The sequence below is a fragment of the Acinetobacter sp. YH01025 genome (genome assembly GCF_013420185.1).
Taxonomy (GTDB): domain Bacteria; phylum Pseudomonadota; class Gammaproteobacteria; order Pseudomonadales; family Moraxellaceae; genus Acinetobacter; species Acinetobacter indicus.
Window position 1 is genome coordinate 484,751 of sequence record NZ_VOYR01000001.1, and the last position, 20,480, is coordinate 505,230.

At 41.9% G+C, this 20,480-nt stretch carries 20 protein-coding genes, 3 pseudogenes and 1 other annotated feature; of the genes and pseudogenes, 11 read left to right on the plus strand and 12 right to left on the minus strand.

The window, feature by feature from the left end:
• Nucleotides 1–73 precede the first annotated feature (73 nt).
• The 3 pseudogenes from FTT89_RS02245 to FTT89_RS02255 all read right to left on the minus strand — a co-directional run.
• A pseudogene (locus FTT89_RS02245) lies at nt 74–199 on the minus strand (transposase domain-containing protein); the annotation flags it as partial.
• A gap of 36 nt (nt 200–235) precedes the next feature.
• Nucleotides 236–1,482: pseudogene (locus FTT89_RS02250) on the minus strand (IS3 family transposase).
• Nucleotides 1,077–1,194: a sequence feature (AL1L pseudoknot), on the minus strand. It overlaps the preceding pseudogene by 118 nt.
• A gap of 50 nt (nt 1,483–1,532) precedes the next feature.
• Nucleotides 1,533–1,883: pseudogene (locus FTT89_RS02255) on the minus strand (transposase); the annotation flags it as partial.
• Between the two features lie 341 nt (nt 1,884–2,224).
• Here FTT89_RS02255 and FTT89_RS02260 point away from each other — a divergent pair.
• From FTT89_RS02260 to FTT89_RS02305, 10 genes are all read left to right on the plus strand, one after another.
• Nucleotides 2,225–3,109, plus strand: coding sequence for a transporter (locus FTT89_RS02260; RefSeq protein ID WP_180036995.1), 885 nt, complete (start codon nt 2,225–2,227; stop codon nt 3,107–3,109).
• Between the two features lie 45 nt (nt 3,110–3,154).
• Nucleotides 3,155–4,489, plus strand: coding sequence for an acetamidase/formamidase family protein (locus FTT89_RS02265; protein ID WP_180036996.1), 1,335 nt, complete (start codon nt 3,155–3,157; stop codon nt 4,487–4,489).
• A 110-nt stretch (nt 4,490–4,599) separates the two neighbouring features.
• Nucleotides 4,600–5,802 carry an aromatic ring-hydroxylating dioxygenase subunit alpha gene (locus FTT89_RS02270; protein ID WP_180036997.1) on the plus strand — a complete coding sequence of 401 codons (1,203 nt, stop codon included), beginning with the start codon at nt 4,600–4,602 and terminating at the stop codon, nt 5,800–5,802.
• An 11-nt stretch (nt 5,803–5,813) separates the two neighbouring features.
• Nucleotides 5,814–6,167: a hypothetical protein gene (locus tag FTT89_RS02275; protein WP_179998700.1), complete on the plus strand. Its 354-nt coding sequence runs from the start codon at nt 5,814–5,816 to the stop codon at nt 6,165–6,167.
• Between the two features lie 12 nt (nt 6,168–6,179).
• Nucleotides 6,180–6,671: a nuclear transport factor 2 family protein gene (locus tag FTT89_RS02280; RefSeq protein WP_180036998.1), complete on the plus strand. Its 492-nt coding sequence runs from the start codon at nt 6,180–6,182 to the stop codon at nt 6,669–6,671.
• 34 nt (nt 6,672–6,705) lie between these two features.
• Nucleotides 6,706–7,977 carry a styrene monooxygenase/indole monooxygenase family protein gene (locus tag FTT89_RS02285; protein WP_180036999.1) on the plus strand — a complete coding sequence of 424 codons (1,272 nt, stop codon included), beginning with the start codon at nt 6,706–6,708 and terminating at the stop codon, nt 7,975–7,977.
• Complete coding sequence (locus tag FTT89_RS02290) at nt 7,964–8,488, plus strand: flavin reductase family protein (protein ID WP_168379992.1); 525 nt, start codon at nt 7,964–7,966, stop codon at nt 8,486–8,488. The genes FTT89_RS02285 and FTT89_RS02290 overlap by 14 nt, the downstream gene beginning before the upstream one ends.
• Complete coding sequence (locus tag FTT89_RS02295) at nt 8,485–9,255, plus strand: SDR family oxidoreductase (protein ID WP_168379991.1); 771 nt, start codon at nt 8,485–8,487, stop codon at nt 9,253–9,255. The genes FTT89_RS02290 and FTT89_RS02295 overlap by 4 nt, the downstream gene beginning before the upstream one ends.
• A complete protein-coding gene (locus FTT89_RS02300) occupies nt 9,252–9,584 on the plus strand; it encodes a non-heme iron oxygenase ferredoxin subunit (protein WP_168379990.1) in 333 nt (110 codons plus the stop codon). The genes FTT89_RS02295 and FTT89_RS02300 overlap by 4 nt, the downstream gene beginning before the upstream one ends.
• A 5-nt stretch (nt 9,585–9,589) precedes the next feature.
• On the plus strand, nt 9,590–10,582 hold the full coding sequence (locus FTT89_RS02305) for a 2Fe-2S iron-sulfur cluster-binding protein (protein WP_218946837.1): 993 nt from the start codon (nt 9,590–9,592) through the stop codon (nt 10,580–10,582).
• 35 nt (nt 10,583–10,617) lie between these two features.
• On the opposite strand, the gene FTT89_RS02310 is transcribed toward FTT89_RS02305, so the two are convergent.
• The 9 genes from FTT89_RS02310 to FTT89_RS02350 form a co-directional block, all read right to left on the minus strand.
• On the minus strand, nt 10,618–11,265 hold the full coding sequence (locus tag FTT89_RS02310) for a response regulator transcription factor (RefSeq protein WP_180037001.1): 648 nt from the start codon (nt 11,263–11,265) through the stop codon (nt 10,618–10,620).
• Nucleotides 11,256–12,737, minus strand: a complete 1,482-nt coding sequence (locus FTT89_RS02315; protein ID WP_180037002.1) for a PAS domain S-box protein — start codon at nt 12,735–12,737, stop codon at nt 11,256–11,258. The genes FTT89_RS02310 and FTT89_RS02315 overlap by 10 nt, the downstream gene beginning before the upstream one ends.
• A 651-nt stretch (nt 12,738–13,388) precedes the next feature.
• Nucleotides 13,389–14,168: a 3-oxoadipate enol-lactonase gene (pcaD, locus tag FTT89_RS02320; protein ID WP_180172655.1), complete on the minus strand. Its 780-nt coding sequence runs from the start codon at nt 14,166–14,168 to the stop codon at nt 13,389–13,391.
• A 57-nt stretch (nt 14,169–14,225) separates the two neighbouring features.
• Complete coding sequence (gene pcaF / locus FTT89_RS02325; RefSeq protein WP_180172656.1) at nt 14,226–15,431, minus strand: 3-oxoadipyl-CoA thiolase; 1,206 nt, start codon at nt 15,429–15,431, stop codon at nt 14,226–14,228.
• Between the two features lie 15 nt (nt 15,432–15,446).
• Entirely contained in the window at nt 15,447–16,100 is a 654-nt protein-coding gene (locus FTT89_RS02330; RefSeq protein WP_180037005.1) for a 3-oxoacid CoA-transferase subunit B, read from the minus strand.
• Between the two features lie 21 nt (nt 16,101–16,121).
• Entirely contained in the window at nt 16,122–16,790 is a 669-nt protein-coding gene (locus FTT89_RS02335) for a 3-oxoacid CoA-transferase subunit A (protein ID WP_180037006.1), read from the minus strand.
• A 131-nt stretch (nt 16,791–16,921) separates the two neighbouring features.
• Nucleotides 16,922–17,842, minus strand: coding sequence for a catechol 1,2-dioxygenase (gene catA, locus FTT89_RS02340; RefSeq protein WP_180037007.1), 921 nt, complete (start codon nt 17,840–17,842; stop codon nt 16,922–16,924).
• A gap of 125 nt (nt 17,843–17,967) precedes the next feature.
• Nucleotides 17,968–18,258, minus strand: coding sequence for a muconolactone Delta-isomerase (catC, locus tag FTT89_RS02345; protein WP_180037008.1), 291 nt, complete (start codon nt 18,256–18,258; stop codon nt 17,968–17,970).
• 30 nt (nt 18,259–18,288) lie between these two features.
• Nucleotides 18,289–19,398, minus strand: a complete 1,110-nt coding sequence (locus tag FTT89_RS02350; protein WP_180037009.1) for a muconate/chloromuconate family cycloisomerase — start codon at nt 19,396–19,398, stop codon at nt 18,289–18,291.
• A gap of 113 nt (nt 19,399–19,511) precedes the next feature.
• Here FTT89_RS02350 and FTT89_RS02355 point away from each other — a divergent pair, with 113 nt between their 5' ends.
• Nucleotides 19,512–20,390, plus strand: a complete 879-nt coding sequence (locus tag FTT89_RS02355) for a LysR family transcriptional regulator (protein WP_180037010.1) — start codon at nt 19,512–19,514, stop codon at nt 20,388–20,390.
• Nucleotides 20,391–20,480 lie beyond the last annotated feature (90 nt).

The window sequence follows — 20,480 nt, forward strand, 5'->3', positions numbered from 1 at the left end:
GCCATCAGTAATAGCTTGAGCTGTTTTTCATACAAAAGTATCGTAAGCGTCCGCTGAACCCCATGCCTATTTTTTAATTTGAGTTGGATTTCCAGCGATGTGGCAGTAATTCTTCTATTTGGGTCGCTTTATGCGTCGGCAGCCTTTTCAGCACATCACTTAAATAGGCATACGGATCCAAGCCATTCAGCTTTGCTGAACCGTACCGGGTTTGTCGGAGACTTTTTTATTTAAGTTAGGCCACCTGACCTAACGGGTTAATCTTATCATAGTACATTGCTTCAAACTCAAAAGGTGATACATAACCCAGTGCACTGTGTACACGCTCTTTATTGAACCAATCTACCCAGTTTAGTGTCGCAAGTTGTACATCCGCTAAACCTTGCCAATCCGCTTTTAAATATTCAATCACCTCTGTTTTGTATAAGCCATTCACCGTTTCAGCCAAAGCATTATCGTATGAATCACCGGTCGTACCGACTGATGCTCGTAAATTTGCTGCTTCTAAATGATTGGTATAACGAATGGAAAGATATTGCACGCCTCTGTCACTATGATGAATCACGTTCTTTGGCATGCCTCGATCATGCAATGCTTGCTCCAGTGCATCGAGCACCATATCTGTATTCATACGTGTTGATACTTTCCATCCAACAATTGCTCGCGAGAACACATCAATAATAAAGGCGGTATAGACCCAGCCTGAATGAGTTTGAATATACGTGAAGTCAGCGACCTGAGAAGCACTGCTTCGCAAGGGTCAGGATGATCTGCATTAAAATTGCGTTTTACTAAGTCATCTGCTCGTTTTTGATCATCTCGGCTACGGGTGGTTTGTTTATTCTTACCACGCCAAACACCTTGTATACCTAGCTTCTGCATCAATCGAGCAACTGTACAACGTGCGATAACATAACCTTCACGTTTCAATTGTTGCCAGACCTTACGCACACCATATCGACCTAAACTTTCTTTCCAAATACGTTTGATTTGCTCTGCATGATGTAAATCATGCAGAGCACGTTTCGCTCGATGTTCTGGATTGTCAGCGAGATCTAAAGCCCGATAATAGGTCGAAGCTGCAATCGGTAAAATTCTACAAATCGCTTCAACACTATATCGATCTTTATTGTTCTGGATAAAATCCACCATTATTTGTGTGGGCGGTCGAGCTCCGCCTGGGCGAAAAAAGCGGCTGCTTTACGTAGAATTTCATTGGCACGTTTTAATTCTTTAATTTCACGTTCCATTTGCTTCATTTTTTCTTGGTCAGATATCTGTTGTACTTTGGCAGGATTTAGTTGATCCATATGCTTTAAATACCAAACACGCAATGTTTCAGGAGTACAACCCTTGCGCAGCATGCTGCTCAGGTGCAATAGCTGTGATTGCAGCCCAAGTAGAAGGATAATCTTTTTCAGATTCAATCAATAATTGAACCGCTCTTTCTCTGATTTCAGGGGTATATTTTGGTTTTGTCATTGGAACATTCTCTCAAGAAAGTTGGTCTCCGACAAACCCGGTACGGTTCAGTGTAACCCATCACGACTTTTCTGGTAGCTAATTTGAATATCAACATACTTTTTTCTTCTACAAAGCGTCGTGAAGTCTGGTGCTGTCCAATCTAATCCGCAAACTTTAATTAAGCTTTGAACAAAACCAGTAACCATGCGTAAAGTGAGTCTAAATAGAGATTTGATCATCAAACAGCATTGAATCGCTATGTCGGAGTAGGTTTGACTTCGACCTTGTTTGCCTTGAGGTTCTGCATACCATTGTGTTTTTGGATCGAACCAAATGGCAATATTCCCACTATTAATGAGAGCTCGATTATATGCGGGCCAATTGGTTGTGCGGTAGATTTTGTGTGTAGGCTTCTTCATTTGGAAATTATATTGCCGAAGAAGCGCTTAAGAACAGCTTTGTGCAACAAAGCCGGTTTTATCGGACATTTTCTTAGGACAAAAGGTCTCCGACAAATCAGGTGTGGTTCAATTAGTCATTGCTGATCATAGGTATATCTACCTATACAAATAAGTATTCTTATAGATTCTGTCAGTTTTTTTCTTATCACATTACACGATTTTGACTATTACTCCTTAGCTTTTGCCTGATAAAAGCACAGATTCATCCTTATATTTTCCTGCCATGTTTCAGGTCTAGATTAAGTCATGAGCTTAAAGACCGATAAACAAAGACTTTAGAAATTAGGGGAATGCTGTAAATGGTAAGAAAATATCTGAAAACAGTGGCATTGACCACATGTCTTTTCAGTAGTGCAAGTTTAGCGCTTGCCGCTGAAAATGGCGGAAGTGCTTATCCTGATGGAACAGAGAGTTTTTTTGGTGGAGCAATGCCACCACCTGGGATGTATCTCGTCAGTTATAACCAATACTACAACGCAGATAAATTTAAAAATGATCATCCAGTATTTGATGATTTTAAAATTGATACTTTTGCCACAGTTGCTCGTGGTGTCTATGTCAGTGACAAAACATTTTTAGGCGCGACATGGGGCATGCATGCATTCCTTGTATATGCCCATGCAGATCTTACATTAGGTGGTCGTCAAGATGATCACATGGCAATGGGTGATCTCATTATCGATCCATTCTTATTGGGTTGGCATAAAGGAGATTGGCATGTAGCGACAGGTATCGACTTTTATATTCCAGTTGGCTCTTACAACAAAAATAGACTCGCGAATATTGGACGTAACTATTACACCATTCAACCAATTATCTCGACCACATACTTAAATAAACAAGGTATCGAAGTCAGTACAAAGTGGATGTACGACATCAATTTCGAGAATAAGGATACCAAATATGAATCGGGCAACGCTTTGCATGTCGATTACTTAGTCGCGAAACACATGGGACCTTTGGCGGTTGGTGTTGGTGGTTATGTACATCGTCAGATTGAAGGTGACTCAGGTGAAGGTGCTGTTTTAGGTGACTTTAAAGCTAAAGCAGCCAGCATAGGTCCGCAAGTTCGCTATCAATTCCCTAAAGGGTATGCAATCGCAGCGAAATATCAAAAAGAATTTGATGTTGAAAACCGACCAGAAGGTCAGAAGTTCGCAATTGATATCACCATCCCATTTTAAAACATTGTTACCTAAACATTAGAGCAAGCATATAGAGGTAAGGCCATGAAAATTGAGAATCAAGAATATGCAGCAGGCAGTGCTGGAGCTGTCGATTATTTAGTGGTGAATGAGTTTTCAGGCGGTATTGTGGGACCAAGCCAACGTATGCTGGGACCTTTAAAAAATGGTGGAACGTTAAAAACAGGCACACCGCCTGGCTGTTGGGGTCCAATGATTACACCTGCATTCCAAGGTGGTCATGAAGTGACACTCCCTGTCTTTATTGAAGGTGCAGAGGTAGGTGATGCTGTCGCTTTAAAGATTAAGGATATGCATGTCACTTCTACAGCAACCTCATCGGGTGTGATGCAATTTGTTGAAGGGCGTTATAAAGGCGATCCGTTTGTTGCGAAATACTGTGAAGCATGTGGTACAGAGCAACCAGCAAGTTATGTAGAAGGAATTGGTGAAGATGCGATTCACTGTAAAAACTGTGGGGCAGAAGTCAGTGCTTTTCGCTTTTCACATGGTTATGTGATTGTGTTGGATGAAGAAAACAAAGTGAGCTTGACGGTCAATCAAGAGATTGCCAACAAGTTAGCAGGCAATGCCAATGAGCTTTCTGCACTGCCTGAACATGCAGCGCAACATTCAATCTTGTCGCTTGCACGTGCTGATATGCCTGGGGTTGCTGCGCATATGCGTCCATTCCTCGGAAATATTGGTACGACACCTTCACGTGACTTACCAGACTCTCACAACTGCCACGACTTTGGTCAGTATTTGATTGATGCACCGCATAAATTCGGAATGACTGAAGAAGAACTTATCGCAGCCAAAACAGACGGTCACATGGATACCAATTCGATTCGTCCAGGCTGTATTTTGATTTGTCCTGTGAAAGTACCAGGTGCAGGTGTCTACATGGGGGATATGCATGCGCAACAAGGCAATGGTGAAATTGCAGGACATGCCACGGACGTTTCAGGCGAAACAGAATTACAAGTGGAAGTGATTAAAGGCTTAACCATTGATGGTCCAATTTTGCTTCAAGCACCAGATGACTTACCACCAATGGCACGTCCATTTACCAAGGAAGAGCGTGAAAAAGTGAAAGCTTTAGGTGCACGTTGGGGACAAACTGAAATTGAGGAAAGTGGTCCAATCACATTTATGGGAACAGGTAAGAACCTTAATGATGCAACAGACAATGCTTTAAATCGAGCGGCAAAAGTCACAGGTTTAAGTGTGGATGAGGTCATGAACCGTTGCACCATTACAGGCTCTATCGAAATCAGCCGTTTACCAGGAATGGTACGTGCAACCTTCTTATGCCCAATGCCAATTTTAGAAAAACTGGGGATCGCAAACTTAGTTCGCGAACATTACCGACTTTAATTCATCACGTGATCGGCGTTTGATTGGCATGTTTCAAACGCTGTTCGTAAATAAGCATGAAATTTACTGAAATTAAAACTTAGAAACGAAAACTTGAACAGGAGTGTCATATGAACAGTAATGCAAAACTTCGTTGGGGCGATTTATATCCAGAACTTGGTATTGAGCCTATTCCAACTGAACCATGTATTTCACCAGAGATCTATCAAGAGGAAATTGAAAAGGTTTTCTCAAAAGTCTGGTTGAAAGTGGGGCGTGTAGAAGAAATACCAAATAAAGGTGACTACAAAGTTAAACGCTTAGATTTTGCTAAAACCTCAGTTATTTTAATGCATGGCAAAGATGGTGAAATCCGTGGATTTCATAATATTTGTTCACACCGTGGCAATAAAGTTGTGGTGGAGACTGGCAATGAAACCTTTGGTTCAAACAAAGCCGCAGTCGTGACATGTCGTTTCCATGGCTGGGTTTACGATGCTAAAGGTGATTTGGTCAGCGTGCCGGAAGAAGAAAAATTCACTTCTTGTTTTGATAAAGGTCATAACGGTTTGGCGCCTATTCGTACTCAAGTTTGGGAAGGCTTTATCTTCATCAATTTGGATAATGAAGGGACACAATCTGTTGAAGAGTTCTTAGGTGATATGGGTAAACATTTAGGGGGTTACCCTTTTCATGAAATGGAAGAGTGCTTTGCTTATAACACCTTATTGAATTGTAACTGGAAAGTGGCACATGACGCGTTTGCAGAAGCCTATCACGTTGCAACCATTCATGCTGGCTCTTTCCCGAATGTCTTTGCTTCAGGCTTACAGGAAGTACAGTTGTTTGGTGATCACCGTACTTGTGCAGTGTGTCTGACCAAGAATGCCAATCCAAAACCTGCTGCAGCATTGTCGGGCGAGATTACAGGTGCCTCTTTAGTCAATCACTATGAACGTGTTCAGTTACCAAAAACAGTCAATCCAAATGACCGTGATGACTTCTCTTTCGAACTGTCTGTCATTTTCCCAAATATTTTGGTGCATGTGACTGAAGGGGTGTGGTTTACGCATCAATTCTGGCCAGTTGGGCACAATCAAACACGTTGGGAAGGTCGTTATTACATTCCTAAAGCGAAAACTTATTCGGAGCGTTGGGCACAAGAATTTGCACAAATCTTACAACGTAACGCTTGGTTAGAAGACACCGCAACCATGGAAGACACTCAAGCAGCCCTTGAATCTAAAGCGAAAAAAGTGATGCACCTTCAAGATGAAGAGATCTTGATTCGTCACGGTTACCACGTACTTGAACAATATTTAAATCGCGCATAAGGAGAATGCACATGTCAAACATCATTTCACAGTTGCCAGCTGACTTTGCAAGCTTAGAACCTTTTGTTGCGAAATGGGCTTTAGGAACGGGTAAGCAACGCCATGAAGCGCGTTTGAACTCAACCAAAGAAGAATTGCAAGCATTTTACGATGCTATTTTGCCCGAAATGCGCAAGTTACTTGCCGCACTCGATCAATATGCCCTAGGGACCTTACCTGAAGAGCTTCATAAGTTGTATTGGTTAAGTCTCAGCTTTGCTGAAGTTGCACCACACATCGAGCTTTATAAGGGTTCAGTTGGCGTACCGTATGCATTTGCGGAGAACCGTTTCATTTATGAAACTGGTGACGTGGTCAACGTTTAAGAGGAATACAGGATGAGCCAGCACAATCTAGAACAGCGTTTGCATTATCTGGAGGCCTGCGAGGCGATTCGTGGCCTGATCGGTCGCTATGCAACAGCGGCTGATCAGCGCAACAATTCAGCCATTTTACAGCATGTATTTCACCAAAATGCCGTTTGGTGTGCTAAGGGTTTTGGGGAGTATCAAGGACGTCAAAATATTTTAGAGGCATTGTCCAATATTGCAGAGGCTCAAGTGTTATGGAGCTTACATATTATGGCCATGCCCGATATACAGCTCCTAGATCAAGACCATGCAAAGGCAACTTGGATGTTATGGGAAGTCTGTAATTTAGCCGAGGAATCAACAACAGCAGCAACAGATCAAGTTAAACCTGCAACGACCTGTTGCTTAGGTGGATTTTATAAAACAGAAGTAAGTCGGAATGAGCAGGGTGAATGGAAATTTGATCGTGTCGAATTGAATTTGACCTTCAATCAACCTTATCCGAACACAGCAATATAGGCACTGTATCAGTACGGCCTAAGGGGAATTCAAGATGAGAAAAATCGCAATTATCGGTGGTGGACAAGCAGGCTTATTACTCGCGTTCTCGCTACTCGAAAATAAATATGATGTCACTTTATATGTAGATCGCCCTGCGGATGAATTGTTACACGGTCGTATGGTCAGTACCACGATGTTCTTCGCCAATACATTAGAGTTTGAACGCAAACTTGGTTTGAATTTCTGGGATGGGAAAGCGCATCGTGCTCAAGCATTGCATGTCGATTTTCGTGCACCAAACGGCGATATCATGTTACCTGTGACAGGTTTTTTACATGATAATGACGGTATTGCCATGGACCAACGAACCAAATATCACCGTTGGTTAGAGGAATATCCGCGCCGTGGTGGCAAGCTCATCATTCAAAATGTCAGTCCAGAAGATTTGGAAGTAATCACTGTTGAAAATGATCTGACGATTTTGGCAGCAGGTAAGGGCAATATCACCAGTTTATTCAAACGCAACGAATCACGCTCAGTACATCACACTCCTCCTCGCAAATTGGCTGCAGCACTCGTCGTCGGTGATGATTTATGCGGTCCAAACAGTTGGCAAGGTCAACCATCTCAGACTTTGCATTTTAATTTTGTTGCAGGTGCAGGCGAATACTTCAGTATGCCATTCTATAGTCACACGCATGGTCCATGTCGTAGTTTCTTATTTGAATGTGTACCGAATGGTCCAATGGATATCTTCGATGATGTGACATCTGGCGAAGAAATGGTCCAACGCATGAAAGAAGCGGTTGCCAAAGTAACACCAGATCAAAGCTTCCGTATGGTCGATAATATGGAATTAAGTGATCCAAACACATGGCTCAAAGGTGCATTCCGCCCTGAAGTTCGAGATCCTGTTGCAACCTTAGATAACGGTGCAAAAATTTGGGGGATTGGAGACACTGTCATTGTAAATGATCCAATCGCAGGACAAGGCGCAAACAATGCAACCCGTATGGTGGAGCATTATTTAGCTGCGATTTTAGCACGAGGTGATGAAGACTTTAGTGCAGATTGGATGACAGAAGTATTCGAGCAATTCTGGGAAAAGTCAGGTCGCTATACGACTGAATTCACGAATCTATTGTTAAATCCACCAAGTGAGAGCTTATTACAAGTATTAGCTGCAGCCTCGCAGAACCAAGCGATTGCGGATGACTTTATGGGGCATTTCAACAACCCATGCGGTTTCTGGCCAGCCGTAGATGGTGCAGAAGGGGCTAAAGAATATCTGTCACGTGAGGAGTTTCAACATGCAGCTGCCTGAAGTTTTGTGGCAGGACGTTGACCTAGCTGAAGCGAAAGCGCTTCGGCAGGCCTTCGGCGGTTTTGCCACTGGTGTCGCGATTGTCACTTGCTTAGACCAAGATCAACAACCTGTAGGGTTGACGATTAATTCCTTTAGTTCAGTGTCTTTAGATCCTGCATTGGTGTTATGGAGTTTAGTCAATCATTCTCCAAGCCGATCTATTTTTGAAAGTGCTGAATACTTCGCCATTAATATTTTAGGTGCACATCAGCAGGAAGTAGGTTTGAACTTCGCTAAGCCAATAGCAGATAAATTTCAGTATGGTACGTGGAATATTCAAGCTTCAAAAGCTCCTGTTTTAGAAGATTGTGTAGTGCAATTTATTTGTAAAAGAGCTCAACAAATTGAAGCAGGTGATCATCAAATTTTCTTAGGAAAAATTGAGCAATGTCGTCACAGTAATCAACGTCCACTGTTGTTTTGCAAAGGTCAATTTAATGAATGGCCTGAGTATCAGGAGGTTTCATGACAGACTTAAATGGCAAAGTGGTACTGGTGACAGGTGGTGCAACGCATATTGGTCAAGCCGTGGTGCAAGAATTAAAAAGCTTAGGCGCACAGGTCATTATTGCCGATATTAATCAGACGCAAGGTCAGCAAGTGGCAGATGCAACCCAAGCGCAATATGAGTTTTTAGATCTCGCTAATGATGAAAGTATTCGTAACTTAAGTGGAAAACTCACTCAGTTAGACATCTTGGTTAACCTAGCGTGTTTGTATGAAGATCATGGATCTGAATCTACTCGTCAAGATTGGCAAAACACGTTCAATGTCACGGTATTTGGTCACGCAGCATTAGTACAAGCATGTCGACCACTTTTGAAAAAAAGTACCGATGGTGCAGTAATTAATATCAGCAGCGTAAGCGCACGTATTGCACAAAAAGAACGCTGGGTCTATCCAGCGTCTAAAGCAACTTTAGAGCAACTCACACAAAGTATGGCACTGGATCTAGCGCAAGATGGAATTCGTGTACATGCACTCTCATTAGGTTGGACTTGGTCCGTACCAATGCAAATGATCTCTGGTGGAGACCGTACCAAGACGGACCTCGTGGCAGGACGTTTCCATGTGTTAGGACGTATTGCGGATGCAGAGGAAGTTGCACAAGCCTTAAGTTTATTGTGTAGCCCGAAAGCAAAATTACTCACAGGTAGTGTGATTCATGCCGATGGTGGTTATCACATTTTAGGTCCTGAAGCCACAGATTCACCCATAGAGGAGTTAAGCCAATGAACATTAAAATGACCAATGTTGCTGAGAAATTTTTGTGTTCAACCTCTGATGTGGAACAGGGTGAGGGACTACAAGTCATCATTGATGGTTATCCGCCATTGGCAGTATTTCATTTAGAAGATGGCGAGTTCTATGTCACCGATGATACCTGTACACATGGTGATGCATCATTGGCAGATGGTGAAATTGATGGCTGTGAAGTGGAGTGCCCATTTCATGCAGGTGCATTCGATATCAAAACAGGTGAACCTTGTGGGGCGCCATGTACGATTCCACTGAAAACCTATCAATCCATCGTGCGTGAAGACAAAGTTTATTTGGTGGAGTGATGCCGATGTATAAAATTCAAATCGAAGGTCAGGGCACATTCAACTGCGCAGCGGATGATGTATTGCTCCGTGGTGGTTTACGTGAAGGGCTAGGCATTCCTTACGAATGTAATGCGGGTGGTTGCGGAACGTGTAAAATCGAAGTCCTGTCAGGCGAAGTGGAAAATTTATGGGCAGATGCACCTGGATTAAGCGATCGTGATAAACGTAAAGGTCGGTTACTGGCGTGTCAATGTCGTCCTAAATCGGATTGCGTGATTAAGCTTCGTTTAGATGAAAAATGCGTACCCAAAGTGATTCCAAAATTACAAAAAGTGAAGCTTAAACATGTGCAATTGGTGACTCACGATATTTTGGAAGTGCATTTGCAGTCCGATGAACCTGCACAATTTATCCCAGGACAATATGCCTTGGTTTGGGTGAATCAAGAGTTACTTCGTGCCTATTCGATGTCCAATCTCCCGAATGATGATGGATTATGGGTCTTCCAAATCCGCCGTGTTCCTGATGGTAAAATGACCAATCTATTATTTGATGAACAGTTACGTGAAAAGGCCGATATTCAAATTGATGGCCCATACGGTTTAGCACATTTACAAGAACAACCTCGTCCGATTGTCTGTGTGGCAGGCGGTTCAGGTCTTGCCCCCATGTTAGCGATTGCTCGTGGCGTTGCAGTCAATCCACATTTACAACATCACAAAGTCTGGTTTTTCCATGGTGGACGTGAGCAACGTGATTTGTTTACTGAAAATCAATTACGTGACTGGACAGAATTAGGGGAACGCCTCAATTATGTACCTGCAACCTCCTCTCAATTCATTGAAGGTATCCGTTCGGGGTTTATTCATGAAGTGATTCAAGATGTATTAGGAGAACATTTGATTGAGCATGAAATTTATTGTGCAGGTCCGCCACCGATGGTGAAATCAATTGAACAATTGGCCCATCAAGTAGGTATTCCACACCAACAAATTCATTTTGATCGTTTCTTTTAATCGAAGATATCATTTTTCTCTCGCTCAGGCGATGGTTAACCCATCGCCGGTATTGAGCGATCACGACACATCAAGACCATATTGACGATCTGTGCGATAGATTCAGTTCCTAATTTCTGACGAATATGAGTGCGGTGAATTTCTACTGTTTTATGGCTGATATTCAACATTTGTGCGATATGTTTACTCGAAAGTCCATCGACCAATAAATTGATAATCTCACTTTCTCTTGGTGATAAAGATTTCAATTTAATCATCTGTTCTTGACGTTTTTCTTCTTCAATAAAGTCTTGTTCAGCAAGTTGCAGACAGGCTTGGATTTGATTAAGCATATGCTGTGGATTAAAAGGTTTTTCTAAAAAATCAAATGCCCCAGTTTTCATCGCATTGACCGACATTGGAATGTCGCCGTGACCAGTCATGAAAATGATTGGCATACGGATTTTTTGTTGATTCAATTGTTGTTGTAGTTGCAAGCCACTCATCCCTCGCATACGAATATCAAGGATTAAACATGCAGGCGTTTGCGGGCGCTGAAAATTCAGGAATTCAGTAGCACTATTGAATGTTTTAGTTTCGAGTTGCACTGAATCAAGCAACCATGTGAGTGAATTACAAATGTCTTGATCATCATCTATCACATACACAATGGGCTCGGGAACATGAGAATTAGTTAAATACATTTTGCACGCTCCTGTGCTGCTAAAGAGATATTAAAAATGGCACCAGACTCACCTTCACAGACCCATAAATAACCATGATGGTTTTCAATGATGCTTCGAGACAGAGTTAAGCCAATACCCATGCTGTTGTTTTTACTTGAATAGAAAGATTCAAAAATTTGTTCTGGATTTTGCCCTTCGAGTCCAGGCCCATTATCTGCAATTGCAATTCGAGCATGTTGGTTATGTTGCCAAGTGCGGATATAAATGTCCCTTTCACCTTCGGGATTATTTTGTAGAGCATCGACCGCATTAAAGACGAGATTGATAATGACTTGGCTAAAGAGCGTTTCATCTGCTGATATAAAAATAGGTGAAACACTTAATTCATAATGTATGGTACATCCACCTTGATCAGCTTTAAGGTTAATCAAAGGATGTAACTCTTGAATAAGATGATTCACAGAATGAATCTGAAAATTCGCCTCACCTTTACGCAAAAAACTTCGCATGCTGTGAATAATACCATTGACGCGATGTGTTTGATTTAACGCAGCATTGAGGGCATCAAGTGTCTCTTGTGAGTTGGCTAAACCGTTTTGAATGCGAATAATACTGCCTCCGACATAATTATTGAGTGCAGCAAGTGGTTGATTTAATTCATGTGCAAGTGCGGTAGCTAACTCACCCATAGTTTTGCAACGTGACATATGACCAAGTTGCTTTTCTCGAGCACGTGCTTTTTCTTCAGCCTCAATACGCTCAGTGATATCACGATAATTCACCAATATGCCCTGAATATCAGGGTGATCTAATAAGTTACGATAGGTTGCCTCGTGGTGTCGCCATTTTCCATTGTGGTGCAAGATTTTGTAATGAATCACACTAAGTGCACCTTGTTCTGTTTTTTTAAATAGAAGCTGTCTGACTTTAATACGATCATCAGGATGAATTGCAGTTAACACATTCTTATTGAGTACAAAGCGATCTCGATAACCAAGAATACCTTGTAATGATGGGCTGGCATAAAGTAGTTTGCCTTGTAAGTCGAGAATAGCAATTCCATCTCCCGAATGCTCAAGCAGCATTTTGAAATATTGATCTTTAGACTGTAGAGCATATTGATACTTTTTGATTTCGCTAATATTGCGGACAAGTGCTAATAACTTAGGTTGATGTTCAATTTCAACTGTTTTTAGGCAAACTTCAACAGGAATTTGTCGTTGATCTTGAGCTTGGATGATCCACTCAAAAGTAATCGCTTCATGGCTAGCAGCCTGTTGAACCTTTTTTAATGCATGATAAAAATCAAACCCATGGCTATGCGCGCTGATTTTTTCTACACTCATTTTTGTTAATTCGGATTTACTGTAACCGGTGAGGTTTTCAGCTGCTTCATTTACGTCCATGAATTCGACACTGCCGATATCATGCACGAAAATAGCATCACCCGCTTTATCAAAAATGGTTTGATAATAATTCAAGCTGTTCATTATGTTCCTTACCTTGGATGGCGTCCGGCTATCTGGTAGAGGTATGTTTGATCTTCACAACACTTGTTGTTATTGTATTCGATAATGCAGCAAATTGTGCAGTAGTGCAATTAGACTTAGAGTCTAATTACATACTTTAAACAATATACAAATGCTCATTTAAGTGTTTATCTCTATCCCTATTTATTAAGCAAGGTTAGTACCATATTCACGTTTTATTTTGACTAATAAAGGTAAATAATTTTTATTATTCATAAATACAAAGAAAACTTTTAGCTATTCGAGTACATTCCTTTTTTTTAATTAGTTAGTAATTCCGCTAAGACATAGAATTAATTTTCTTTTAGGAGAATGGCACCTGATTTAAAGACAACTAGCGGGCTATTCTTTACTTTAAGGGCTGCATTTGTAGGCATGGCGTAGTGTCTTTCGAACAGTTAGCACCACTGTAGATATGCTGGCATTTTTCTTGTTCGTTTTTCCACCGGCAGAGCCTTATATTACGGCATTGGCATTGTACTATTTCGAACCTCGTGAAAGAGTGATGCATTTTACGTTAAGATTCTTGTGATCTGAGCCTGATTAAATACCTGTATCTATAATAATCAAAAGGCCGCGATATTCCGTGGCTTTTTGATTTTCTACAATTAATCAGACTGAAATAAATTCTTTTACTGCCTGATTAAAGGCTTCTGGCTGTTCAATATTGGAAATATGCGAGGCGTCTATTCCATATAGCTGGCTATTCGCAATACGTTGCTGCATAAACTGGCCATCTGCAATGGTAGTCACAGGGTCTTGTTGACCAGCAACAATCAATACAGGCACGGTGATACTGTTTAATTGATCACGGACATCCGCTTTACCCAGAGCTTCACAGCAGTTTGCATAGCCTTCTGGGCTGCCAGCTTCGAGGTCGTTTGAAAGTTCTGCAACGACTGCCGGATTGCTCTGGATAAAGGGATCGGTAAACCAGCGTGATGCCGCAGTTACAGCAATCGGAGTAAGACCTTGCTCACGGACAAGAACAGCACGGTCTTGCCATGCCTGTTCCTGGCCAATTTTGGCTGCGGTATTGCAGACAATCACCTGACTAAAACGTTCTGGCTTATGAATCGCTAACCATTGACCGGTTAAGCCACCCATAGAAATACCACAGAATGCTGCTTTTGTAATGTCCAAATGATCCAGTAGATTCACGACATCCTGACCCAGCTGCTCCAGGCTATATGGGCCTTGTGGTGCAGAAGATGCACCATGACCACGAGTGTCATAGCATATTACGTAATAATCCTGCTGGAAATGTTCAATCTGTGGCTGCCACATACTGTATTTGGTACCCAGTGAATTGGAAAATACCAATGCAGGTTTGCTGGCATTCCCGAAAGTCTGGTAATTGATCTGGGCATCAGTCGATGTAAATGTTGGCATTTGTTATTCCTTTTATATCCTTCTAAAAGTTCCTTCCTTTGGGTTAGGAAGGATTTTTTAAACACGTTCAATAATCAGCGCGATACCTTGACCCACGCCAATACACATGGAGCAGAGGGCATATTTACCGCTAATTTGTTCAAGCTGGTTTAACGCCGTCGTCACTAGACGCGCACCGGAAGCACCGAGTGGATGGCCAATCGCAATCGCACCACCATTCGGGTTTACTCGTGCTTCATCATCTACCAGACCTAAGTCACGGGTCACTGCGAGTGCCTGTGCAGCAAAGGCTTCGTTCAGTTCAATGACATCCATCTGATCCAGTGTTAGCCCAGTCTGAGCCAGCAGCTTTTTGATCGCCGGTGCCGGACCAAAGCCCATAATGCGTGGTTCAACACCCACTACGGTTGCACCAATGATTTTGGCACGTGGTTTTAAACCATATTGTTGAACGGCTTCATCTGATGTGATCAAGAGTGCCGCTGCACCGTCATTGATACCCGATGCATTCCCTGCGGTCACCGTACCATCTGCTTCGACGACTGGTTTCAGCTTGGTTAAGCCTTCAAGTGTGGTCGATGCACGAGGATGTTCATCAGTATCAACAACGACAGGTTCGCCTTTACGCTGAGGAATGTCCATGGGCACGATTTCTTTTTTAAAGAAACCTTTGGCTTGTGCTGCTGCGGTACGTTGCTGGCTGGATAGGGCAAACCTGTCCTGATCTTCACGGTTGATATTGAACTGTGCTGCCACGTTTTCAGCGGTTTGTGGCATGGTTTCCACGCCATACAGTTCTTTCAGTTTTGGATTGATAAAACGCCAGCCCATGGTGGTATCTTCAAGCTTTTGAGTCCGGCCATAAGCTGTTTCAGACTTACCCATCACCAGCGGTGCACGTGACATGGATTCCACACCACCAGCCACAATCAGATTCGCTTCACCAGCTTTAATGGCACGAGCAGCAATGGCTACCGCATCGAGTGATGAACCGCATAGACGGTTAATCGTAGTTGCCGGTACCTGATAGGGCACACCTGCCAGCAGGGCTGACATACGACCCACGTTGCGGTTATCTTCACCGGCCTGGTTGGCACAGCCATAGATGACGTCATCTACTTTTTCCCAGTTGATACTTGGGTTGCGTTCCATCAAGGCTTTAATCGGGATCGCGCCAAGATCATCAGTACGAACAGGTGCCAGTCCACCCGCATAACGGCCAAAAGGGGTGCGGATAGCATCGATGATATATGCGTTTTTCATATGATCTTTCTTCCCTTAACTTTGTGTCGCATCAATCAGTTTCGCACCTGTCATAGACTGTAATTCTTCAAATGAGAGGCCCTCGACTTTTTCAATGACTTTCATGCCATCAGCAGTGACATCAATCACACATAGGTCGGTATAGATCCGATCGACACATTTCAAACCAGTTGCAGGATATGAAAGCTCAGCCACAATCTTGGGTTCACCTTTTTTGGTCACATGGTCTGTTGTAATGAATACTTTTTTAGCACCTACAGCTAAGTCCATGGCCCCACCAACAGCAGGAATTGCATCCGGTGCACCGGTATGCCAGTTGGCCAGGTCACCATTTGCAGCGACCTGGAAAGCCCCCAAGACTGCGATATCTAAGTGACCACCACGCATCATCGCAAAAGAATCCCCGTGATGGAAAAAAGCACCGCCTTCAAGCATGGTGACGAATTCTTTACCGGCATTGATCAGTTCAGGATCACGGTCTTCTTGAGCAGGGGGTGGACCGAAAGCGAGTAAGCCATTTTCAGAATGCAGGAAGACATCTTTGTCTGAAGGCAGATAACTTGAAATTTTGGTTGGTAAGCCAATGCCTAAATTGACATAAGCCCCATCTGGAATGTCCTGGGCAACACGTTCAGCGATCTGGTCACGGGTCAGTTTGGTATAGCTCATCTTTTATCTCCTAATCCGTGATTACTGTGCAGGCTGTACTTGTACAACGTGTTGAACAAAAATACCCGGGGTAATGATGTGTTCAGGATCGAGTGTACCGAGTTCAACCACTTCAGATACTTGAGCAATGGTCACATCTGCCGCCATCGCCATGATTGGGCCGAAGTTACGGGCAGATTTTCGATAAACAAGATTGCCCCAACGGTCGCCTTTAGAAGCCTTGATCAGTGCAAAGTCCGCTTTAATTGGATTTTCTAAAACGTAATCTTTACCTTCATAATTCAGAGTAGGTTTACCTTCAGCCAGCAATGTACCAAAACCTGTTGGTGTATAAATTGGACCTAAACCCATACCTGCTGCTTGTATACGGCAGGCTAAATTCCCTTGCGGTACAAGCTCTAATTCAATTTTTCCAGCGCGGTACAGTTCATCAAACACCCAAGAGTCTGATTGGCGTGGGAAAGAACAAATAATTTTACGTACAGCACCAGTTTTAAGTAGATTTGCTAATCCATAATCGCCATTACCTGCATTGTTATTGACGATGACCAAGTCTTTAATACCCAGTTCGATTAAGCCGTCGATGAGTTCAGCTGGCTGACCTGCGGTACCGAAACCGCCAATCATAATGGTCGAACCGTCCTTAATTTGGGAAAGCGCTGTTTGTAAGGATGCTGATTTATCAATCATAAAAATCACTCAAACTAATATTAATTTGTATTTAAACCATTATTAATCAGTATCTTATAAATATTGATTAGTAATAATTCAATGAAGAAGGGAAAGAATGGATAGAGAGGGCTATCCATTCTTTGATCAAATTAAGCGCTTACGCGGCGACGCTCAATTTCAGTCGTAGGTGCTGATTCAGTGTCTTTCACAAGTTCAACGTTGAACTGAATGAACTTAAATGGTTTATCAACACCACGACGTGCAATTTCTGCTTCATCAGTAACATCAACAGCAGTTGCAACTAAGCCATCACGTGTTGCAAATGCAAAGTCATCCCAAAGGTATTTATCACCTTCAATATTGAATTGAGTTGTTAATTTGCGATAACCAGGTGCAGATACGAAATAATGAACATGAGAAGGGCGATTACCATGACGACCAAGTTTATTCAGAACGAATTGGGTGGTCCCTTCTGGAGGGCAACCATAACCGACTGGCATAGTCGTTTGAGCGACATATTTACCATCTTGATCAGTAAAAATTGTACGACGGAGATTAAAGTCTGATTGAGACTTATCAAAGAAGGAATAATTCCCTAAGCTGTTGGCATGCCATACTTCAACTTTGGCACCTTCAATAATATTTCCCTCAGCATCCGTTACAGTACCTTCAATAAATAAGGTGTCGACTGTATCTAGTTCTGATCCATCGTCCATACGTGCGAAGCCTACAGACTCAGGTGCCCCAGCAACATAAAGAGGGCCTTCGATGGTACGAGGTGTACCGCCAGTAATACCGGCTCTAGCATCCGCTTCATCCGCACGAAGGTCTAAGAAATGTTCTAAGCCTAGACCTGCAGCAAGAAGTCCAAGTTCATTGGCTTGGCCTGCATCTGTAAAATATTCAAGACCTTTCCAAACTTCTGATTGGGATAAGTCTAGATCTTCAATTGCTTTAAATAAATCTGAAACCAAACGAACAACAACTTGCTGTACACGCGCATCTACAGATCCAGTTGCAGTGTCTACGTTCATTTTTTTAACTAAAGCATCGATTTCTTGATGGTTCATGCTACTTACTCCTTAAGTGTTTTTTGTTAATTAGGACAATTCTTACTTTTGAAAAAATCTTGTCCTAGTCCTTCTTGCTAACTGTTTTTCGTGTTTATAAATTGATCTCAAAATTTTGAAATAAATTAAGTATCATCATCTCGAATTGAAGATGGATGACGATTTAATGCCATGACTTCAATCTTCATAAACGGATAAAGTGGCAAACCTTGTAAAAGGTTATGTAGCTCTTCATTAGTTTCGACATCAAAAATACTGATATTCGAGTACTGACCTGTAACTCGCCAAATATGACGCCATTTGCCTTGGCGTTGCAGCTCTTGTGAGTATGCTTTTTCAATAGCTTTAATTTCGTTGACTTGTGCTTCAGGCAAGTCACGAGGAATATTTACATCCATTCGTACATGAAACAGCATATTCCACTCCTTAATCCGTTACAGTGTCGCTTATTTGCGGCGAAGGTTATCGATTTTGTCTTCATCCATTTCAATGCCGAGTCCTGTGCCTTGAGGCAGGTGTAATGCAAAGTCATGGTATTGCAATGGTGTTTTCAGAATTTCTTCAGTGAGCAGTAATGGGCCAAACAGTTCGGTACCAAATGCCAGATTTTCAAAAGTCGAGAACAGGTGAGCAGAAGCAATCGTTCCTACAGAACCTTCTAGCATGGTGCCGCCATACAGGTCGATCCCTGCAAGGTTAGCCACAGTGGCTACATCACGGCCTTCAAGCAAACCACCAGATTGCGCCACTTTGACTGCAAATACCGATGCTGCATTGGTACGTGCCAGTTTATAAGCACTACTTGGCCCCATCAGTGATTCATCGGCCATGATGGCAATATCAAAGCGACGAGTCAGACGTTCCATGGCATCAATATTGTCAATAGCACATGGCTGTTCGATCAGATCGACACCACCGTCTTGCAGCAGGGTAATGCCTTTAATAGCATCCAGTTCTGACCAGGCACGGTTCACATCAACACGAATAGAGACTTCATCGCCGAGAGCTTTTTTGATCGCTAGTACATGTTCAACATCGGCTTCAACCGCACGAGAACCAATTTTTAGCTTGAAGAAGTTATGGCGTTTCGCTGCCAGCATTTTCTGTGCTTCTGCGATATCTTTTTCTGTATCCCCAGAGGCCAGTACCCAAAGCACTGGAACGCTATCACGTAAACGGCCACCGAGTAGTTCAGATAAAGACAAACCTAGACGCTGTGCCTGAATATCTAGCAGGGCTGTCTGAATAGCACATTTTGCAAAACGGTTGCCATTGATGTTCTTTTTTAGAACTTGCATGGTTTGTGCAATATTCTGTTTATTCAGCGACTTCAGTAGTGGGCTAAAATATGTATCAATATTGGTTTTGATACTTTCTGGGCTTTCTTCACCATAGCCTAAGCCACCGATTGTGGTTGCTTCCCCCCAGCCAATCAACCCGTCCTGAGTTTCAATTTTGATCAGCACCAATGTTTGGGTCTGCATTGTGGCTACTGCCATTTTGTGAGGGCGTATGGTTGGGATATCGATAAGCAACGTTTCTATTGATCTGAACATATCGCTGTATAATCCATTATTCGATATTACATACCATATTTGAATTTATTTTGCGAAAATAGGCTATAAATAGTATTTTAATATACTTAAAAAGTATTTAATGGGGCGATTCAATGGAACTGAAAACTTTAAAATATTTTGTAGCTGTAGTAGAAGAAAAAAGTATAACTAAAGCTGCCTCGAAATTGTGTATGGCACAGCCTCCTTTAACGCGTCAAATTAAAAATTTAGAGGCTGAACTAGGGGTAACATTATTTGAACGAGGAATACGTCCAGTAAAAACAACAGAAGTAGGACAATATTTTTATCAGTATGCTGTTCAAATATTAACCTTGTCTGCACATGCTAAATCAATGGTAAATAGATATAAAGTAACCGATAAAACAGTACGAATAGGATATGTAAGTTCTTTATTTTACTGGAAATTACCAGAATTAATTGATTATCTTAGAAGCCACATTGGTGGTGTTAAAGTTGAGTTGGTTGAGTGTGGAACAAGAGATCAAGTTGAAGCTTTAAAACTTGGAAAAATTGATATGGGATTTGGAAGACTAGGAATTAGTGATCCTTCAATAAAAAGAAAAATTCTAGAACATGAAAAGCTTTTACTTGCAGTACATAATGAACATGCATTAGGTCACTATCATCATGAAGGCATTTACTTATCACAAATATTAAATGAAATCATATATATGTACCCTAATACCCCTAAACCAAATTTTTCAACGTTTATTCAAAATATTTTCTCTGAATTAGATCTAATACCACAAAATTTGACTGAAGTAAGGGAAATTCATATGGCACTCGGATTGGTTTCATCAGGTGAGGGAGTATGTATTATTCCAAAAAGTGCAAGCGCGATTGGTATAAAAAACTTAAAGTTTCTTCCCATCCTAGATGAGGAGGCATTTAGCCCAATTACATTGGCTTATCGAAGTATAGATAATAATGAATATATTCAGCAGATTTTAGAATACATGAGTGATTTCTAGAAATCTTTGAAATTGTATTTCTACTATTTAATAAACTTTGTAAAGGAGCTGTTGATATTTCATAAGAGGAACAAGTCAATTGATAATGAG

What these genes read in the sequence shown, in the direction of transcription:
- FTT89_RS02260 (WP_180036995.1), top strand. Translation starts at nt 2,225, where the DNA reads ATGGTAAGAAAATATCTGAAAACAGTGGCATTGACCACATGTCTTTTC.
- FTT89_RS02265 (WP_180036996.1), top strand. Translation starts at nt 3,155, where the DNA reads ATGAAAATTGAGAATCAAGAATATGCAGCAGGCAGTGCTGGAGCTGTC.
- FTT89_RS02270 (WP_180036997.1), top strand. Translation starts at nt 4,600, where the DNA reads ATGAACAGTAATGCAAAACTTCGTTGGGGCGATTTATATCCAGAACTT.
- FTT89_RS02275 (WP_179998700.1), top strand. Translation starts at nt 5,814, where the DNA reads ATGTCAAACATCATTTCACAGTTGCCAGCTGACTTTGCAAGCTTAGAA.
- FTT89_RS02280 (WP_180036998.1), top strand. Translation starts at nt 6,180, where the DNA reads ATGAGCCAGCACAATCTAGAACAGCGTTTGCATTATCTGGAGGCCTGC.
- FTT89_RS02285 (WP_180036999.1), top strand. Translation starts at nt 6,706, where the DNA reads ATGAGAAAAATCGCAATTATCGGTGGTGGACAAGCAGGCTTATTACTC.
- FTT89_RS02290 (WP_168379992.1), top strand. Translation starts at nt 7,964, where the DNA reads ATGCAGCTGCCTGAAGTTTTGTGGCAGGACGTTGACCTAGCTGAAGCG.
- FTT89_RS02295 (WP_168379991.1), top strand. Translation starts at nt 8,485, where the DNA reads ATGACAGACTTAAATGGCAAAGTGGTACTGGTGACAGGTGGTGCAACG.
- FTT89_RS02300 (WP_168379990.1), top strand. Translation starts at nt 9,252, where the DNA reads ATGAACATTAAAATGACCAATGTTGCTGAGAAATTTTTGTGTTCAACC.
- FTT89_RS02305 (WP_218946837.1), top strand. Translation starts at nt 9,590, where the DNA reads ATGTATAAAATTCAAATCGAAGGTCAGGGCACATTCAACTGCGCAGCG.
- FTT89_RS02310 (WP_180037001.1), bottom strand. Translation starts at nt 11,265, where the DNA reads ATGTATTTAACTAATTCTCATGTTCCCGAGCCCATTGTGTATGTGATA.
- FTT89_RS02315 (WP_180037002.1), bottom strand. Translation starts at nt 12,737, where the DNA reads ATGAACAGCTTGAATTATTATCAAACCATTTTTGATAAAGCGGGTGAT.
- pcaD (WP_180172655.1), bottom strand. Translation starts at nt 14,168, where the DNA reads ATGCCAACATTTACATCGACTGATGCCCAGATCAATTACCAGACTTTC.
- pcaF (WP_180172656.1), bottom strand. Translation starts at nt 15,431, where the DNA reads ATGAAAAACGCATATATCATCGATGCTATCCGCACCCCTTTTGGCCGT.
- FTT89_RS02330 (WP_180037005.1), bottom strand. Translation starts at nt 16,100, where the DNA reads ATGAGCTATACCAAACTGACCCGTGACCAGATCGCTGAACGTGTTGCC.
- FTT89_RS02335 (WP_180037006.1), bottom strand. Translation starts at nt 16,790, where the DNA reads ATGATTGATAAATCAGCATCCTTACAAACAGCGCTTTCCCAAATTAAG.
- catA (WP_180037007.1), bottom strand. Translation starts at nt 17,842, where the DNA reads ATGAACCATCAAGAAATCGATGCTTTAGTTAAAAAAATGAACGTAGAC.
- catC (WP_180037008.1), bottom strand. Translation starts at nt 18,258, where the DNA reads ATGCTGTTTCATGTACGAATGGATGTAAATATTCCTCGTGACTTGCCT.
- FTT89_RS02350 (WP_180037009.1), bottom strand. Translation starts at nt 19,398, where the DNA reads ATGTTCAGATCAATAGAAACGTTGCTTATCGATATCCCAACCATACGC.
- FTT89_RS02355 (WP_180037010.1), top strand. Translation starts at nt 19,512, where the DNA reads ATGGAACTGAAAACTTTAAAATATTTTGTAGCTGTAGTAGAAGAAAAA.